16 protein-coding genes are annotated in these 15,222 nt (G+C 64.9%); 10 read left to right on the top strand and 6 right to left on the bottom strand.

Going from position 1 to position 15,222, the window contains the following annotated elements:
• Positions 1-126 precede the first annotated feature (126 nt).
• Positions 127-582, top strand: coding sequence for a nuclear transport factor 2 family protein (locus tag ACFFDA_RS05020; protein ID WP_404476576.1), 456 nt, complete (start codon positions 127-129; stop codon positions 580-582).
• A 35-nt stretch (positions 583-617) separates the two neighbouring features.
• Positions 618-2,957 (top strand): membrane-bound PQQ-dependent dehydrogenase, glucose/quinate/shikimate family, encoded by a 2,340-nt coding sequence (locus ACFFDA_RS05015; protein ID WP_404476575.1) that lies wholly within the window; start codon positions 618-620, stop codon positions 2,955-2,957.
• Between the two features lie 18 nt (positions 2,958-2,975).
• On the opposite strand, the gene ACFFDA_RS05010 is transcribed toward ACFFDA_RS05015, so the two are convergent.
• From ACFFDA_RS05010 to ACFFDA_RS05000, 3 genes are read right to left on the bottom strand one after another with little or no spacing between them, the layout of a single operon-like run.
• On the bottom strand, positions 2,976-4,580 hold the full coding sequence (locus ACFFDA_RS05010; RefSeq protein WP_404476572.1) for a GMC family oxidoreductase: 1,605 nt from the start codon (positions 4,578-4,580) through the stop codon (positions 2,976-2,978).
• Positions 4,577-5,725 carry a serine hydrolase domain-containing protein gene (locus ACFFDA_RS05005; protein ID WP_404476570.1) on the bottom strand — a complete coding sequence of 383 codons (1,149 nt, stop codon included), beginning with the start codon at positions 5,723-5,725 and terminating at the stop codon, positions 4,577-4,579. The genes ACFFDA_RS05010 and ACFFDA_RS05005 overlap by 4 nt, the downstream gene beginning before the upstream one ends.
• Complete coding sequence (locus ACFFDA_RS05000) at positions 5,722-6,030, bottom strand: putative quinol monooxygenase (RefSeq protein WP_404476567.1); 309 nt, start codon at positions 6,028-6,030, stop codon at positions 5,722-5,724. The genes ACFFDA_RS05005 and ACFFDA_RS05000 overlap by 4 nt, the downstream gene beginning before the upstream one ends.
• Positions 6,031-6,166: 136 nt before the next feature.
• Between ACFFDA_RS05000 and ACFFDA_RS04995 the strand changes: the two genes are divergently transcribed.
• Complete coding sequence (locus tag ACFFDA_RS04995) at positions 6,167-6,610, top strand: nuclear transport factor 2 family protein (RefSeq protein ID WP_404476565.1); 444 nt, start codon at positions 6,167-6,169, stop codon at positions 6,608-6,610.
• Between the two features lie 16 nt (positions 6,611-6,626).
• On the opposite strand, the gene ACFFDA_RS04990 is transcribed toward ACFFDA_RS04995, so the two are convergent.
• Positions 6,627-7,001, bottom strand: coding sequence for a glutathione S-transferase N-terminal domain-containing protein (locus ACFFDA_RS04990; protein ID WP_404476563.1), 375 nt, complete (start codon positions 6,999-7,001; stop codon positions 6,627-6,629).
• A 178-nt stretch (positions 7,002-7,179) separates the two neighbouring features.
• Between ACFFDA_RS04990 and ACFFDA_RS04985 the strand changes: the two genes are divergently transcribed.
• Both ACFFDA_RS04985 and ACFFDA_RS04980 read left to right on the top strand, forming a co-directional pair.
• Positions 7,180-8,253 (top strand): aldo/keto reductase, encoded by a 1,074-nt coding sequence (locus tag ACFFDA_RS04985; protein WP_404476561.1) that lies wholly within the window; start codon positions 7,180-7,182, stop codon positions 8,251-8,253.
• 48 nt (positions 8,254-8,301) lie between these two features.
• Entirely contained in the window at positions 8,302-9,024 is a 723-nt protein-coding gene (locus tag ACFFDA_RS04980; RefSeq protein ID WP_404476560.1) for an SDR family oxidoreductase, read from the top strand.
• Between the two features lie 17 nt (positions 9,025-9,041).
• Here ACFFDA_RS04980 and ACFFDA_RS04975 read toward each other — a convergent pair whose 3' ends face one another.
• Together ACFFDA_RS04975 and ACFFDA_RS04970 are read right to left on the bottom strand one after the other, a co-directional pair.
• The gene (locus ACFFDA_RS04975; RefSeq protein ID WP_404476558.1) at positions 9,042-10,193 is read right to left on the bottom strand and encodes an NADH:flavin oxidoreductase; all 1,152 of its coding nucleotides are present in this window, start codon (positions 10,191-10,193) and stop codon (positions 9,042-9,044) included.
• Between the two features lie 126 nt (positions 10,194-10,319).
• Positions 10,320-10,520, bottom strand: coding sequence for a ferredoxin (locus ACFFDA_RS04970; protein WP_404476557.1), 201 nt, complete (start codon positions 10,518-10,520; stop codon positions 10,320-10,322).
• Positions 10,521-10,609: 89 nt separating this feature from the next.
• Between ACFFDA_RS04970 and ACFFDA_RS04965 the strand changes: the two genes are divergently transcribed.
• From ACFFDA_RS04965 to ACFFDA_RS04945, 5 genes are read left to right on the top strand one after another with little or no spacing between them, the layout of a single operon-like run.
• Complete coding sequence (locus ACFFDA_RS04965; protein WP_404476556.1) at positions 10,610-11,995, top strand: aromatic ring-hydroxylating dioxygenase subunit alpha; 1,386 nt, start codon at positions 10,610-10,612, stop codon at positions 11,993-11,995.
• Positions 11,996-12,023: 28 nt separating this feature from the next.
• On the top strand, positions 12,024-12,599 hold the full coding sequence (locus ACFFDA_RS04960; RefSeq protein WP_404476553.1) for an aromatic-ring-hydroxylating dioxygenase subunit beta: 576 nt from the start codon (positions 12,024-12,026) through the stop codon (positions 12,597-12,599).
• Between the two features lie 13 nt (positions 12,600-12,612).
• Positions 12,613-13,782 carry an NAD(P)/FAD-dependent oxidoreductase gene (locus tag ACFFDA_RS04955; protein WP_404476551.1) on the top strand — a complete coding sequence of 390 codons (1,170 nt, stop codon included), beginning with the start codon at positions 12,613-12,615 and terminating at the stop codon, positions 13,780-13,782.
• Positions 13,779-14,591, top strand: coding sequence for an SDR family NAD(P)-dependent oxidoreductase (locus tag ACFFDA_RS04950; RefSeq protein WP_404476549.1), 813 nt, complete (start codon positions 13,779-13,781; stop codon positions 14,589-14,591). The genes ACFFDA_RS04955 and ACFFDA_RS04950 overlap by 4 nt, the downstream gene beginning before the upstream one ends.
• Positions 14,588-15,220 carry a TetR/AcrR family transcriptional regulator gene (locus ACFFDA_RS04945; RefSeq protein ID WP_404476548.1) on the top strand — a complete coding sequence of 211 codons (633 nt, stop codon included), beginning with the start codon at positions 14,588-14,590 and terminating at the stop codon, positions 15,218-15,220. Before ACFFDA_RS04950 ends, ACFFDA_RS04945 begins: the two co-directional genes overlap by 4 nt.
• Positions 15,221-15,222 lie beyond the last annotated feature (2 nt).

Genomic DNA, 15,222 nt, shown 5'->3' with positions numbered 1-15,222 from the left:
AAAACTTTCCGCGGCGATGCCGGATGCCGCTTCTTCCTTTCCCGTCACCCTATCAGCACCTACCCGATGGAAGGCGGCGGGTCGCCCAAGGCATGGGAATGTCATTCTATAGAATGGGAGTGAGCGATGCCTCTGAGTGTGCAGGAAATGTCCGATCGATTCGAGATCCAGGACCTGATCGTAGGCTACTGCTACGCGGTCGACACCCAAAGCTGGGATGCTTTGGACGACATCTTCGCTGCCGACGCCGTGATCGATTATTCAGAGATGGTCGGCGTCCGTGGCGGACTCGCCGAAATCAAGCAGTTCCTGGCGAACAGCCTCGCCCCCATACTCGCTTTCCAGCACGCGGTATCGACGACCCAATACAAGATAGAGGGCGACCGGGCACAGACCCGTACCGCCTGCTACAATCCGATGACCGTCAGCGATGGCGCCACCACCGATACTCTGGTTTTCGGGCTCTGGTACATCCACGACTTCGTTCGCACTGCCGAAGGTTGGCGGATCAGCAGGCTTTATGAGCAGAAATGCTACCGGCTGAACGTGCCCGACTGGCTCGCAGCCCAACTTCCCGCCTGAACCCTCCGATACCTCCGTCAACTGCGGGTAGTCCCATGCAACGAATCCTGAACGTGCTTTTCCTGATCCTGCTGAGCGCCATTGCGCTGGCCCTGTTGTGGCTCGGCGCCCGTCTCGCATTGTTGGCGGGCTCCTGGTGGTATGTCCTTTCGGGCGCCGCGATGCTGGCAACGGCAGTCCTCGGCTGGCGCCGGTCGCCGAAGTCAGTCCCGGTCTACTGGTCGTTCCTGGCGGCAAACCTGTGCTGGGCCCTGTGGGAAGCGGGACTCGACGGTTGGGCACTCGCGCCCCGACTCGCGATGCCGACCTGCATGGGGCTCTACATGCTGACACCGTACTACCGACGCCACGTCGGTATCGAAGCGCCTTTGACGGGCGGACGGGTTCTTTGGCCCAGCCTCGCGGTCGTCGCGGCGGGCGCCGTCGGCCTTGCCTTCTGGATGGATGCGACGCCCGGTTCCACCAGCAAGACCTGGGGACCGGCGCCCGCCTCGGCGGCCGAGGGAGACTGGATCGCCTACGGCAATGACCGGGGTGGATCGCGCTATTCGCCGTTGGCGCAGATCACCCCGGCCAACGTCGGCAACCTGGAACCGGCCTGGACCTTCCACACCGGAAAGCTCGCCAATGGCAAGGTCGGCAACGCCTTTCAGGTCAATCCCCTCAAGGTGGGCAGTCGCCTCTATCTTTGCGCAGGCAACAACCAGGTAATCGCACTCGATGCCGAAACCGGTCGGACGCTGTGGCGTCATGATCCCCATGTCGACTTGGCGGGAGTCTACGGCACGGTCTGCCGTGGCGTGACGTACTACCGCGTGCCCGGCGCCTCGGGACTTTGCGCCGAACGCGTCTATACCGCCACGCTCGATGCGCGCCTGCTGGCGCTCGATGCGGCGAGCGGGCGCCCCTGCCGCGACTTCGGGCGCGATGGACAGGTCGATCTGCGCCAGGGCCTCGGCCACGTCGAAAAGGGCTACTACTTCGTGACCTCGCCGCCGGCGTTGGCTCGCGGAAAGCTGGTGCTTGGCGGCTGGGTCATGGACGGACAGAAGATCCACGAGCCGTCCGGCGTCGTTCGCGCTTTCGACGCCGTGACGGGAACCTTCGCCTGGGCCTTCGACATCGGCCGGCCCGACGAGCACGGCCTCCCCCCTGAGGGTAGCACCTTCACCACCGGTACGCCCAACAGCTGGGCGCCGATGAGTTCGGACGACTCGCTCGGCCTCGTCTACATTCCCACCGGCAACGCCACCCCCGATTACTACGGCGGTCACCGCAGCGCGAACGACGATCGCTACTCCAGCTCCGTCGTGGCGCTCGATGCGTCGAGCGGCCAGGTGCGCTGGGCCTTCCAGACCACGCATCATGACTTGTGGGATTACGACGTTCCCGCCCAGCCAACGCTTGTCGACTTGCCTGGCGGCGTCAGGGGCCTTCTGCAGCCCACCAAGCGCGGCGAGATCTTCTTCCTCGATCGCGCGACCGGCAAACCCATCCTGCCCGTCGAGGAACGTCCGGTGCCACAAGGTGGCGTTCCGGGTGAGCGGATCGCGCCAACCCAGCCTTACTCGACGGCGATGCCCAGTTTTGGCGGCCCGCGCCCGAGCGAGAAGGGAATGTGGGGACTGACCCCGATCGATCAGGCGATGTGTCGCATCCGCTTCCGCGAGGCCCGCTTCGATGGCGACATGACGCCGCTGTCCACCGAGCACCCTACGCTGACCTGGCCGGGCTACCTCGGCGGCATCGACTGGGGCGGCGTTTCGGTCGATCCGGTGCGCGGCCTGATGATCGTCAACAACAACCAGGTCGCGAACTACAATCGCCTGATCCCCCGGGCCGTGGCGGACCGGCAGGGTATCAAGCCGATGAATGCCGAGCACATGAGCGATGTCGGCGGTCCGGTAGCGCAGCTCGGCGTGCCTTATGCCGCGCACATCGCGCCATTCCTCTCGCCACTCGCCATCCCATGCCAGCAGCCGCCCTACGGCCGCATCAATGCGGTCGACCTCCGGACCGGCAAGATGGTGTGGAGCAGGATCTTCGGCACCTCGCGAGACAGCGGTCCCTTGACGCTGCCCACTTTCGTGCCGATCCCGATGGGCGTGCCCAATATCGGTGGTTCGGTGGCCACGGCCAGCGGCCTCACGTTCATCGGCGCGACGCAGGAACACGCCTTCCGGGCCTACGATACCGCAACCGGCCGTCTTCTTTGGAAGACCCGACTGCCGGCCGGCGGCAATGCCTCGCCCACGACATACTGGTCGCCTGCCAGCGGGCGGCAGTTCGTGGTGATCGCGGCCGGCGGGCACGGCGCCATGCTTTCCGGATCGAGCGACACGATGATCGCCTACGCCCTGCCGAAGCCCAAATGAGGGATATCGATTGGCGGATCAGCTATCCGCCAGGATCAGGTCCGCGCCCTTTTCGGCGATCATCATCGTCGCCGCGTACGTATTGGCCGATGGGATCACCGGCATGATGGATGCGTCGACGACATGCAACCCCTGCACCCCGTGCACGCGCAGCCTGTCGTCGACGACCGCCATCGGATCGCTCTGCGGTCCCATCTTCGCCGTACCGACAAGATGATAGCTGCTGTTGCCATACTGGCGCGCGAATGCGAGCCACTCGTCGTCGGTCTGCACTTGGTCGCCCGGAAACAGCTCGCTCTCGACCAGCGGCGCCAAAGGCGCTCCCGACAGGATCGCCCGCGCTTCCCGCAAGGCGGCAATCAGCACGATGCGGTCCTTCTCGTCGCCGAGATAGTTGGGATCCAGCAAGGGCGCCGTCATCGGGTCTGATGACGCGATCCGTACGTAGCCCCGGCTTTCCGGGCGCATCTGCCAGGCACCGCAGGTCATGCCGGGAAAGTCGTCGAGGCGGCCGATGAAACCCTGCTTGTAGCTGCCGGGCGTGAAGACCAGGCTGTAATCGGTGATGTCGAAAGCGGGATCGCTGCGGCCGAACACGTGCACCAGCGCGGGCGACAGGGCCAGTACGCTCGGCCGCCCAAGCAGCCAGCGCGCCACTTGCCCGACCAGCGGCAACCCGCGGACGTGAGCGTTCAGGCTGTCTATGCCCGCGCGCAGCCGCACGACCATGCGGGGGCTGTAGTGGTCGTGGAAATTCTCGCCGACGCCCGGCAACGCGTGGACCACGTCGATGCCGTGCCGGCGCAGCAGCTGCGCAGGACCGACGCCGGAAAGTTGCAGCAGCTTGGGCGTATTGGTCGTACCGGCCGCAACGATGACCCCACGGCGGGCATGGACCTGCCTGCGCGTGCCATGGTGCAGGTAAGCGGCGCCTGTCGCACGATTGCTTTCGAACAGGATCGCCGTGACGAGGGCTCCAGTGCGCACGGCCGCACCCTTGCGCTGGGCCGGATGCAGGAAAGCGGTAGCCGTGCTGGCCCTGCGACCATGGCCGATCGCGCTCTGGTACAGCCCGACACCGTCGTGCCTCGCGCCGTTGTAGTCCGCATTGAACGCATGCCCGTGCTCTACGGCAGAAGCCATGAACGCGTCCACGACCTCGCTTGGCCATGGCGAGGTGGTGACGTCCAGCCGTCCGTCGCGGCCACGATAGGCATCTTCGCCCTGGCCGTCGCGGCGCTCGGTGCGGCGGAACAGGGGCAGAATGTCGTCGTAGCCCCAGCCCCGGTTGCCCAGTTGCGCCCAGTGGTCGAAGTCGGCCCGCTGGCCACGGTTGTAGACCATCCCGTTGACACTGCTCGAACCACCGAGCACTTTGCCCTGGGTATACTGGATCGGCCTGTCGCCACTGTTCGGATTGGGCTGGCTCGCAAGCTGCCAAGTCACCCGCTCGTCGAACAGCGTCTTGATGAAACCGGCCGGAACGCGATGATAGAAGCTGCTGTCGGGTGGCCCCGCCTCCAGCACGCAGACACTGCGCCCGGCCTCGGTCAGGCGCCAGGCGAGGATGCCCGCCGCGGTGCCGCCACCGACTATGACGTGATCGAACGTCTCCTCGCTCACAGGCCCAGGCTCGCGCGGATCACGTCGGCGATCTCGGTGAGCGGATGATCCTCGCAAGTTCGTGGGCGCATCATCCGGTTGTGGCAGAAGGCGACCGCCAGCCCGGTGTCTGGATCGGCCCATCCCAGCGATCCGCCAGCTCCGGGCACACAGATGGTCCGTGCGCCCTTTGCGGGGCAAGTCAGGGGCGTGGTTGCCGAATGCATCCAGTAGCCTCCCTGGCTGAGCGTCATCGGTGCGTTGAAATAGACTGGGTCGGGCGCGGCGCTGTCGGCACGCGGCAGGCAGGCGGCATCGACGCGTTCGGCGGATAGGAGCCGCCGGCCATCCAGAGTTCCGCGATTCGCGAGAAGCGCCCAGAACCGCGCTTCGCTGCGGGCAGTGAAAATTCCGCCCACCGCCGCGATTGCGGCGCGGCGGACGGCGGGTCGCTCGAACACCTCGGGAATCAGCCTCACGCAATTGGGAAGCGCCTGTGCAAAGAGGCTATCCTCCGGAAATGCTGCCGAGGACCCCTCGTCGACGAGCGTCGCGACGCGTCCCTCGGCATGCTCTGGAATGCCCATCCACAGGTCAGTGATGCCGAAAGGCTCGCAGATCTCGTCCTGAATGAAGCGATTGAAATCGCGACGGGCGGGATCGGTACGTCGAACCACCTCACCCAGAACCCAGCCGAAGGACATCGCCTGATAGGCAGGCTTGTCGAACGGCAGGATCGGCGTCAGCCCGGCGATGCCGCGAACGATGAAGTCCCAGTCGCAAATCGTCTCCGGCGTGGTGCCCGGCGGCATTTGAGGGGTGCCGGTGTGATGGTTGAGGGCATCGCGCACCGTGATCCGCTCCTTTCCATTCCGGGCGAATTCGGGCCAGTAGTCAGCGATCGGCAGGTCGTAGTCGAGCAAGCCTTTTTCGGCCTGCACGTGAACGGCGGTCGAGACGACCGCCTTTGACACGGAAAAGACGTTGAATAGCGTGTCGCCGTCCACCGGCCGGCCGCTCTGGCGATCGGCAAGCCCTGCCCAGCAATCGACCACGAGTTCTTCGCCGAGGTAGGCGGCGACCTGGATTCCGATTTCGCCCTTGTCGGCTATCGCCCGGTCCAGGGCGGCTTTGACCGCACGGTTCGCGTGGGAATCAACGCTCATGACTGCACCGGATGGTAGGCTTCCATGGTCCCCGCGCGCCGCTCGATGGCGATGACGCGGCCCGTCTGCGGCAACCGTTCAAGGAAGCGCGCGAACGTCTCCCCCTGTCGGTGCGCGAGGTAAGCCTGCTCGCTCTCCCAGATTTCCAGGAGATGAAACACCAGAGGGTCGTCGAGCGAACCGGTAGCCCGATATGCGAGACACCCCTCTTCGGCCAACGAGCCGGCGACCGTATCGCGCAACAGGCCGACGAACGCGGCGCGTTCTGCCTCTCCAGTCGCCAGAACCACTTCTATCAGGATCATCACTCGCCTCCTGCACGCGCGCTCGTGCTTGACGATCAAAACTCGCTGGTTCTCCCGCGTGCCCTATCCTTAGACGGGCAAGCGTCCGCGCGGGTCAATTATGCTGTCGATCGAGGCGATAGGGAGGGAGGACGGTATGCACGGGCATCGCAGCCTGTCACGGCGGCAACCGATCTCGGCGGAGGACGAGCGGGAAATCAACAATTTGCTGTTCCGTTATGCGACCGGAATAGACAATCGGGACTGGCCCCTGTTCAGGAGTTGCTTCTCCGTGGATTGCGAGGCCGACTACGGCTCGTTCGGAACCTGGCGGGGCCTTCGCGAAATCGCCGAGTACATGGAGGCGACACATCGCCGCCTTGGGCCGACGCTGTTTCGCATCACCAATATCACCGTCGAGAACCGCAACGACGAAGTGCTCGCCAGAAGCTATGTCGATGCGATCCTGACGGACCCGGTCCGCGAAGGCATGGTCCATCGCACCGAGGGATACTACGACGACACGCTTGTGCGCACCTCGAGCGGCTGGAAAATCGCCCGGCGGCGCTTCACCCTCGTCAAGGCCAGCCTGGACGGCTGACCTTGAGATGCCGCTTTCAAGCGAGCTGCCGCTTCAGCTCAGCGTTTTCCTTGAACAGCCCTATGATCCGGTCCAGCGCGACCTGCTTGTAGGCAGAGAGTACGGGCAAGCCTTCGGGGTCGATTCCGGCTCTTGCGGCTATCCGGGTGATGATGCCGTCGGAATCCGCGATATATTCGCCCGGCGCGACCTCGGCCGCAGGCACCGTCACCTTGTCAAGATGTACCGCTAGTGCCTGCTTGATTCTGGGTTCCTCAGCCGAGCCGGGCGTGAACTCGACGATGTCTACACTGTCGCCAAGTCCGGCTTCGATCAGGAAGATCTTGACCTTCAGGCAGAAAGGACACTGCGCATTGAAATAGAGGGTCGGGCGGAACGTATCGTCGGTCATCTCATCGTCCTTGCCAGTGTGCATGTGGCGGGCAGCCGGGGTCGACTGGTGAACAACCGGCGCTGCTCACGAGTTCTTGGATGGAGCGGCAGGCGGCCATTTGCCCTGTCGCACGATGGGGGATGGGCTCGTCGTCGCGTGCTGGACTGGGGAGAATGGAATCGGGACAGGACATTCCATGACGTATTCGCCGCTTGCGCTCGATACCTACAGGCTGCTCGGCCGATCCGGGCTGCGCGTTTCGCCACTGTCGCTGGGAACGATGACGTTCGGCGAGGAATGGGGCGCGCAAGAGGATGAATCGCGCCGCATCTTCGACGCTTATGTCGATCGGGGAGGCAACTTCGTCGATACGGCCGGCTATTACGCCGACGGGCGTTCCGAGGAACTCACCGGCAAGTTCGCGCAAGCCAAGCGCGAGCAGCTGGTCCTGGCGACGAAGTATTCACTCACGCGCAAGGCCGGCGATCCGAATGGAGGGGGCAACAGCCGCCGCACGATGATGCAGACGGTGGAGACGAGCCTCAAGCGCTTGCGGACGGACCGAATCGACCTGTTCTTCCTGCATGTCTGGGCCGACACCACGCCTGCCGACGAAATCCTGCGCGCGTTCGACGACCTCGTGCGCCAGGGCAAAGTACTCTACCTCGGCATTTCGGACACGCCCGCCTGGCAGATAGCGCGGCTTCAGACGATGGCGGAACTGCGTGGCTGGACCCAGTTCGCCGCGCTGCAGGTCGAATACAACCTGATCGAGCGCACCGCCGAACGCGACCTGATACCCGCCGCCCAGGCTCTGGGGATCGGCGTGCTGCCCTGGTCTCCGCTAGCGAGCGGCCGGTTATCCGGAAAATACGCGAGCGGCGCGGACCAGCATGAGCCGGGCGGACGCGGCCCCTTGCTCGCCGCTTCGGGCAGCGTGAACGCGCGCACGACAGCGATCGCCGACGAGGTCAAGGCCGTCGCCGACGAGATCGGCGCGACGTCGGCCCAGGTCGCGATCGCCTGGACCCTGGAGCATTCCGCCGTGGTGTCACCATTGATCGGAGCGCGGACCATGCGCCAGTTCGACGACAATCTCGGCGCGCTCGGCATCAGCCTGGAACCGGCCCACATCACGCGCCTGGAGGCGGCCAGCCAAGTCGAGAAGGGCTTCCCGCACGATTTCCTCGCCACCCCCTTCATTCGCCACGCCTTGGCCGGGGGGACCACCGTGCTGCCCCGAAGAACGGCACAAGCCATCACGGGATAATACGGGCGGCAAGGCCGAACGGAGCACAACAAAGGGGAGGTTCGCATCATGGATCTTGACGGAAAAATCGCCGTCGTCACCGGCGCGTCATCAGGCATCGGCGCAGCTACCGCGCGTGCACTGGCGCAGGCCGGGGCCAGTGTCGTCGCGGTCGCCCGGCGCGTCGAAGTGCTGAGTGTGCTGGCGCAGGAACTGGGGCGAGGCAGTCGGCCTTTCGCCGTCGACATGGCGGAGCCCGAGGCCGCTCAGGCCTTGCACGATTTCGTGATCGGTCAGTTCGGTCGGGCCGACATTGTGGTCAACAACGCGGGCATCCTGCATGCTGGGCGGCTTGATGGGTTCGACCTTGATCGGTTGCGGCCGATGATCGCGGTCAATTATGAAGCGGTGGTGCGGACGAGTACCCTGTTTGCTCGTACGATGAAGGCGGCGGGTTGCGGGCAGATCATCAACGTCTCCAGCATCGGAGCGAACGTCGTCGCGCCCGGTATCGGCGTCTATGGCGGCCTCAAGCGGGCCCTGGAGGCCTTTACGGACTGTCTGCGCGTCGAACTGGCGGGCAGCGGGGTCAAGGTAGGCATCGTCGCGCCGGGTACGACCAGCACTGAGATATTCGATGACATGAAGAGCCGTGGCCAGCCGGGGTGGGACAGCTTCATCCCGCCCATGCAACCCGAAGACGTTGCCGGCGCCATCGTCTACATGGCCAGGCAGCCTGCCCGGACCAATCTTGCCCGCATCCAGGTCTACGCCGCTGCCGACGCCAATTAGCGAGCGGTGGGGGCGGATCAGTCCAGCGTAGCGTAGGCTTCGAGGCGGAACGGGTTGACCGCCTGCCCCTCGCGCATGCGTCGAACCCACTGCGCATCCATCAGCAGCGCACGTCCGACCCCGATCAGGTCGAATTCGCCTCGCGCCATGCGTTCGGCGGCAAGGGCCAGATTGTCGGTCATCATCGTGGGCTGTGCGAAGGACGATTGCAGGTCCTTGTCCAGCCCGACGCCGCCTACCGCAATCGTGGGCATATCCGTGAGCTTCTTGGCCCAGCCCGCAAGGCCCAGGTCGGACCCTTCGAAAGCGGGCTTGCTGAAGCTGCGGGTGCTGGCATCCAGCACATCCACGCCTGCATCGACGATCGGTGCCAGCAACGCTTCCAGCTCTCCCGGCGTTTCGGCGAGGCGCGCTTCGTAGTCCTGCAGCTTCCATTGCGAGAAGCGGAAGATGATCGGAAAATCCGGACCGGTGGCCGCCCGCACGGCGCGCACCACTTCGCCAGCGAAGCGCGACCGCGCGGCGGGCCCGCCACCCCAGCCATCCTCGCGCCGGTTGGTCTGCGCCCACAGGAAGCTGTCGATCAGATACCCGTGTGCCCCGTGCAAGGCGACGCCGTCAAACCCGACGGCCTTGGCATTGGCGGCACTCCGGGCGAATCCGGCGATGATGTCGCCGATCTCGCTCTCCGTGAGTGGCGCCGTCTCCTTGCGCACCAGGTCGAGGTAATCGGGCGGCACGAGCGCCCGGTCGGTCGGCCCCCAGGTTCCGGATGGCCGCGCGGACGGCGCTTCGGGGTGGTAGCCGGTGCCTGGAACGCGGATGACCCCCTGGTGCCACAATTGCGGTACGATCGTTCCTCCGGCCGCATGGACGCCTGCCACGATCGCACGCCACCGCGCCAGCGCCGCTTCGCCATGCAGCACCGGCGATGCCCCGCCGCCCACGGATTCGCGCCCCAGCGCGGCGGGATGGTCAACCCCGATGCCTTCCGTCACGATAAGGCCGACATCCGCTTGCGCCCGTCGCCGATAATATTCGTCGACGCCCTGCGACGGTATCCCGCCCGGCGAAAAATTGCGTGTCATCGGCGCCATCACGAAACGGTTGCGCAGCGTCAGCCGGCCCGCCTGGAACGGCGTGAACAGGATATCGGAATCGGCGCTCACCCGGCTCTCTCCATCATCTTTCCTCCGATCCTGTCCAGCCGGTCGAGTCGCAGGACCTACCGTCCGACAGGTCATCTGCCCGGCGGACGGCCCGAGACTGGAAGGAACGATCGCAGCGAAGGGACGTCAGACTTCGACCACTGCCAGGGCGGCCTGGGGACATGCTTCGGCCCCCTCGCGGGCCAGTTCTTCCTGGCCGTCGGGAACGATCTCGTCGTCCACGTAGACGATGCCGTTGGCATCCAGCTTGTACACGTCGGGGCAGATCTCCGCACAGACCCCGTAGCCGCAGCATGCAGCCTTATCGATCACAACCTTCAGCGTCATCGTTCTCTCCTTTCCCATGAGATTACAGCTTGAACACTTTTAGTTCAATATGTATCATGCGGGCAATGAGATTTTCCAAGGAGAGGAAAATGTTGCACAATTCCGGGCTGACCCTGACCGATGGGACGACCATCGACGACCTCATCAACCGCGACATGAACGAAGTTTCGCTGCGCGTGATGAACGACAAGGAACTCTACGAAGTGGAGATGGAGCGTATCTTCGCTCGCACCTGGCTGCTGCTGGGCCACGAATCGGAAATTCCCAAGGCCGGCGATTACGTCATGCGCGACATGGCCGAAGACAACGTAATCGTCTCCCGCGACCGCTCGGGCGAAATTCACGTCATGCTCAACGTCTGCCCGCATCGCGGCATGAAGGTATGCACGGCCGAGGCCGGCAATGCCCATGCGCACCGCTGCATCTATCACGGCTGGGCCTTCCGCGCGGACGGCAGCTTCATCGGTGCGCCGATCGAAAAGGAGCAGATGCACGGCAACAAGCGCGGCAAGGAGGAACTCGGCCTTAAGAAGGCGAAGGTCGAACTCTACGGCGGCCTGATCTTCGCGACGTGGAACGAAAACCTGCCTTTCGCGGAATACCTGGGCGACGCCAAGTTCTACCTGGACCAACTGTTCTGCCGCACCGACAGCGGCCTCGAGATGCTTGGCCCCCCGCAGCGCTTCGTACTGCCGTGCAACTGGAAGATCCCCGGCGAGCAGTCGGGCTCGGACGGTTTCCATACGCTGACCCTGCATCGCTCGCTGATGGAAGGCGGGATCATGGGCGGCACGGCCGAATCGATCTACGACACCGCACCTGGCATGTATGGCGTCGACCTTTCGGTGCCGCAGGGCCACACTTTGCGCTGCCTCGAGGCGGCGCAGACCTTCAAGATGTTCGCGGACGTCAGCTTCGAGGGCAAGTCGATCGAGGAATGCCTCCACCTGCTACCGCCGCCGGGCATCACCAAGGAGCTGATCCCGCAGCTGTTCAAGAACCTGTCGGAAGACCAGGTCAAGCAGTTGGCCACGATCCCGCCGCAGGTCGGCGGCATGTTCCCCAACATCCTCATCGCCTTCATCTTCGCACCGCGCGCGGACGGCGGTGCCTCGGGCGCGCTGTCGCTGCACACCTACGTCCCCAAAGGCCCGGACCACGTGGAGTTCGTGAACTTCATCTTCGCCGAGAAGGACGCGCCCGAGGACGTCAAGCGCGACATGTTGCAAAACGCGATCTGGAGCACCGGCACGTCCGGGACGATCGAGCAGGACGATGCCGACACCTGGCCGCAGATCATGCGCAATTCGCGCGGGCACATGAGCAAGACCATGACGCTCAAGTATCAGGCGCTCCATGGGCACGAACGTCCCGAAGGCTGGATCGGTGGTGGCGACCTCTATCCCGGCTTCACCAAGGACGACACCCAGTGGGCCTGGTGGATGGCCTACTACGACCTGATGGCCCAGGCCTGAGCCCGACTATAAAAGAGAGGATCATAGCATGGTGAACTACGCCACCGCCGCCGTCGAGAAGACCGGCGTCATGCGCGGCCTGGTCTCGACGAAGCGGGTTCCGCTGGGGTCGGAGGTCTACAACCGCCTGCTCGAAACGCTGTACGACGAAGCGGCAGCGCTGGACGAGCGCCGCTTCGACGATTGGGTCGCCTACCTCGAGAAGGACCTCGTTTACACCGCCCCGCTTCGCCTCACCCGCAACGGTCCCAACAAGGACCGCGACGTGGTGCGCACGATGAAGCACTTCGACGAGAACTACGAATCGATCCTGATGCGTACGGGCCGCCTGGCGAAGAGCGCCTGGGCGGAGGACCCGCCCTCGCGCACCCGCCGCTTCGTCACCAACGTCCGTGTCGCCCAGCACGATACTTCCGGCGAATACGAGGTGGTCAGCTACCTCTATGTGGAACGCAGCCGCTTCGACAATCCGCACAACGAGACGATCAGTGCCGAACGGCGTGACGTCTGGCGGCTCGTCGATGGCGCCTACAAGCTCGCCAACCGCGAGATCATCGTCGACCAGTCGACGCTGGGCATGTCCAACTTCGCCATCTTCCTCTGATCGGGGAGCCGTGGTGACGACATCCCCGCATATCGTGGTGATCGGCAGCGGCCTGGCCGGCTACGGCGTCCTGCGCGAGCTTCGCAAGCTGGCGCCGGACGCCCGGCTGACGCTGGTGACGCAGGATGACGGGCACTTCTACTCCAAGCCCGCGCTGTCCACGGCGCTGGCCAAGGGCAAAGTCGCCGATACGCTCGTCACCACCCCTGCCGAGAAGATGGTCGCCCAGCTCAAGCTGGACTTGCGCGCAGGGCGACAGGTCGAGGCGATCGACCGCGAGGACAAGGCGGTACTGACCACCGGCGGTCCGATCTTCTACGACAAGCTGGTGCTGGCGCTCGGCGCCGATCCGGTCCGCCCGCCGATCGACGGCGACGCCGCGCACCGCGCGCTCGCGGTCAACAACCTCGACCACTACCGCGAATTCCGCGCGATCCTGCCCGAGGGCGCCCGCGTCCTGGTGATGGGCGGCGGCCTGGTCGGGACCGAATTCGCCAACGACCTGTCGGCTACCGGCTATAAGCCCGTAGTGGTGGACATGCTCTCGCACCCGCTGGCCCAGCTGGTTCCGGCCGGGGTGGGCCAGGTGGTGCGCGATGCACTCGCGGCCAGGGGCGTGGAATGGCATCTCGGCCGCAAGGTCGTCGCCATCCACAAGTCCGGTTCGGGCATCCGCGCCGACCTGGACAGCGGCGCGACGATCGAGGCCGCGGCGGTCCTTTCCGCGGTGGGCCTTCGCCCGCACCTCCAGCTCGCGACGGACGCCGGGCTCGAGGTAGGGCGCGGCATCACCGTGGACCAGACCGGCCGGACCAGTGATCCCGACATCTACGCCATCGGCGACTGCGCCGAGTATCCGCAAGGGCTGGCGGCCTACGTGACCCCGATCATGGCCGCGGCCCGGGCGATCGCTCCCAGCGTGCTGGGCACTCCCACCCAGATACGCTTCCCGCCGCTGTCGGTGCAGGTCAAGACGACGGCCTGCCCGGTCGTGTTGCTGCCGGCGCCGCAAGGCGTGGACGGGCAATGGGAGGAGACCGCCAACGACGAGAAGGGCCTCAAGTACCTGTTCCGCGATGGCGATGGCGCCGTGCGTGGTTATGTTTTCACACAAGACTACTGCCAGGAGCGGATGGACATGGACCGCGCCCTGAGCGAGCAAACGACGGGACTGGCGGCATGACGGGTTTGGTAGAGGGCAAGGTTGCGATCGTCACCGGCGGTGCCAAGGGGTTGGGCTACGGCATTTCCCGCTGTCTCGCCCGCGATGGGGCACACGTTCTTGTTACCGGCCGCGACGGCGCCACGGCGGAAACGGTCGCGGCCCGGCTCACCGAGGAATTCGGCGTGCGCGCGGTCGGGATGTCCGCCGACATGGGCGTGAAGGAGCAGGTCGAGGCGATGGTCGAGCGGGCAGTCGCCGAATTTGGCGGAATCGACATCCTCGTCAACAACGCATCGCTGCTGTCCGACAACATCCTGCTCGAACAGAAGACCGACGAAATGCTCCAGCGCACGCTGGAAATCGGCACCTGGGGCACCTGGTGGGCGATGCGGGCCGCTTTCCCATACATGAAGAAGCGCGGTGGAGGCTCGGTCGTCAACTTCTACTCGATCGATGCGCAGACCGGTGCGTGGCTCCATGCCGACTACAACATGAACAAAGGCGCGATTCTGGGCCTCACGCGCAGTGCGGCAGTGGAATGGGGACGGTTCAACATCCGCACCAACGCCATCGCCCCGACCGGCATGGGCCAGGTCTTCGCCGAACTTGTCGACAAGGTTCCGGGGTTCCTCGACATGGCGACGGCCAGCAATCCGCTCAAGCGCGCTGGCGATCCGGAAAAGGACATCGGCCCGGTCGTCCTGTTCCTCGCTTCCGAAATGTCGCGCTTCGTCAACGGCGAACTCATCAATGTCGATGGCGGCCAGCACCTGCCGGGCTATGTGAGCGTTCCCCACAATCTGGCCGAGATGGAAGCGCAAACATGAAACTGATGCCACCTCCGAACTGGGGCGATCTGGTCGAGACCGACCAGACCGGGAGTGTCCTGAAGATCCTGGACGGCACTCTCCGGGCGATCAGCAGCATCGGCGCGCGCCGGCTGTCGATGAGCGACATCAGCGAGAGCAGCGGCGTCTCGCGCGGCACGCTCTATCGCTACTTCGCGTCCAAGGACGAGGTGCTCGCTGCCGTCAGCGAATATATCTGCAGCCACTTCGAGAAAGGCATCATCGAAGCGGGCGAGAGGATGGAGGAGCCCATCGAGCGCTTTCGCGCGGTCATGCTGTTCTACAGCCGGTTCACCGTCGAACGCTCGCCGGAAGGGATTTTCGAGGTCGAACCGGCCTTTCACCTCAACTTCCTGCGCGGCCACTTCGGACGCCACAAGGCAGCCGTGCGCCGTGCCCTCGATCCCGTCCTCGACCATTTCGAGGGCCTGATCGGGTGCCATCTCGATCGCGACACCTTCTGCGACACGCTCGTCCGCCTGCAATTGAGCACGCTCATCATTCCCGCCACCGACGAATGGCTGAGGATATGGAACGGCGCGCCGGACCGCTTGTGCGAGTGGGCCCTCAAGATCGCCAGCAATCAGACCGAATACGAGAAAGGATGACC

The organism is Novosphingobium sp. BL-52-GroH (assembly GCF_044813085.1).
Taxonomy (GTDB): domain Bacteria; phylum Pseudomonadota; class Alphaproteobacteria; order Sphingomonadales; family Sphingomonadaceae; genus Novosphingobium.
The sequence above is the reverse complement of the archived record's forward strand: the minus strand, read 5'-3'. Positions and strand labels throughout refer to the sequence as shown.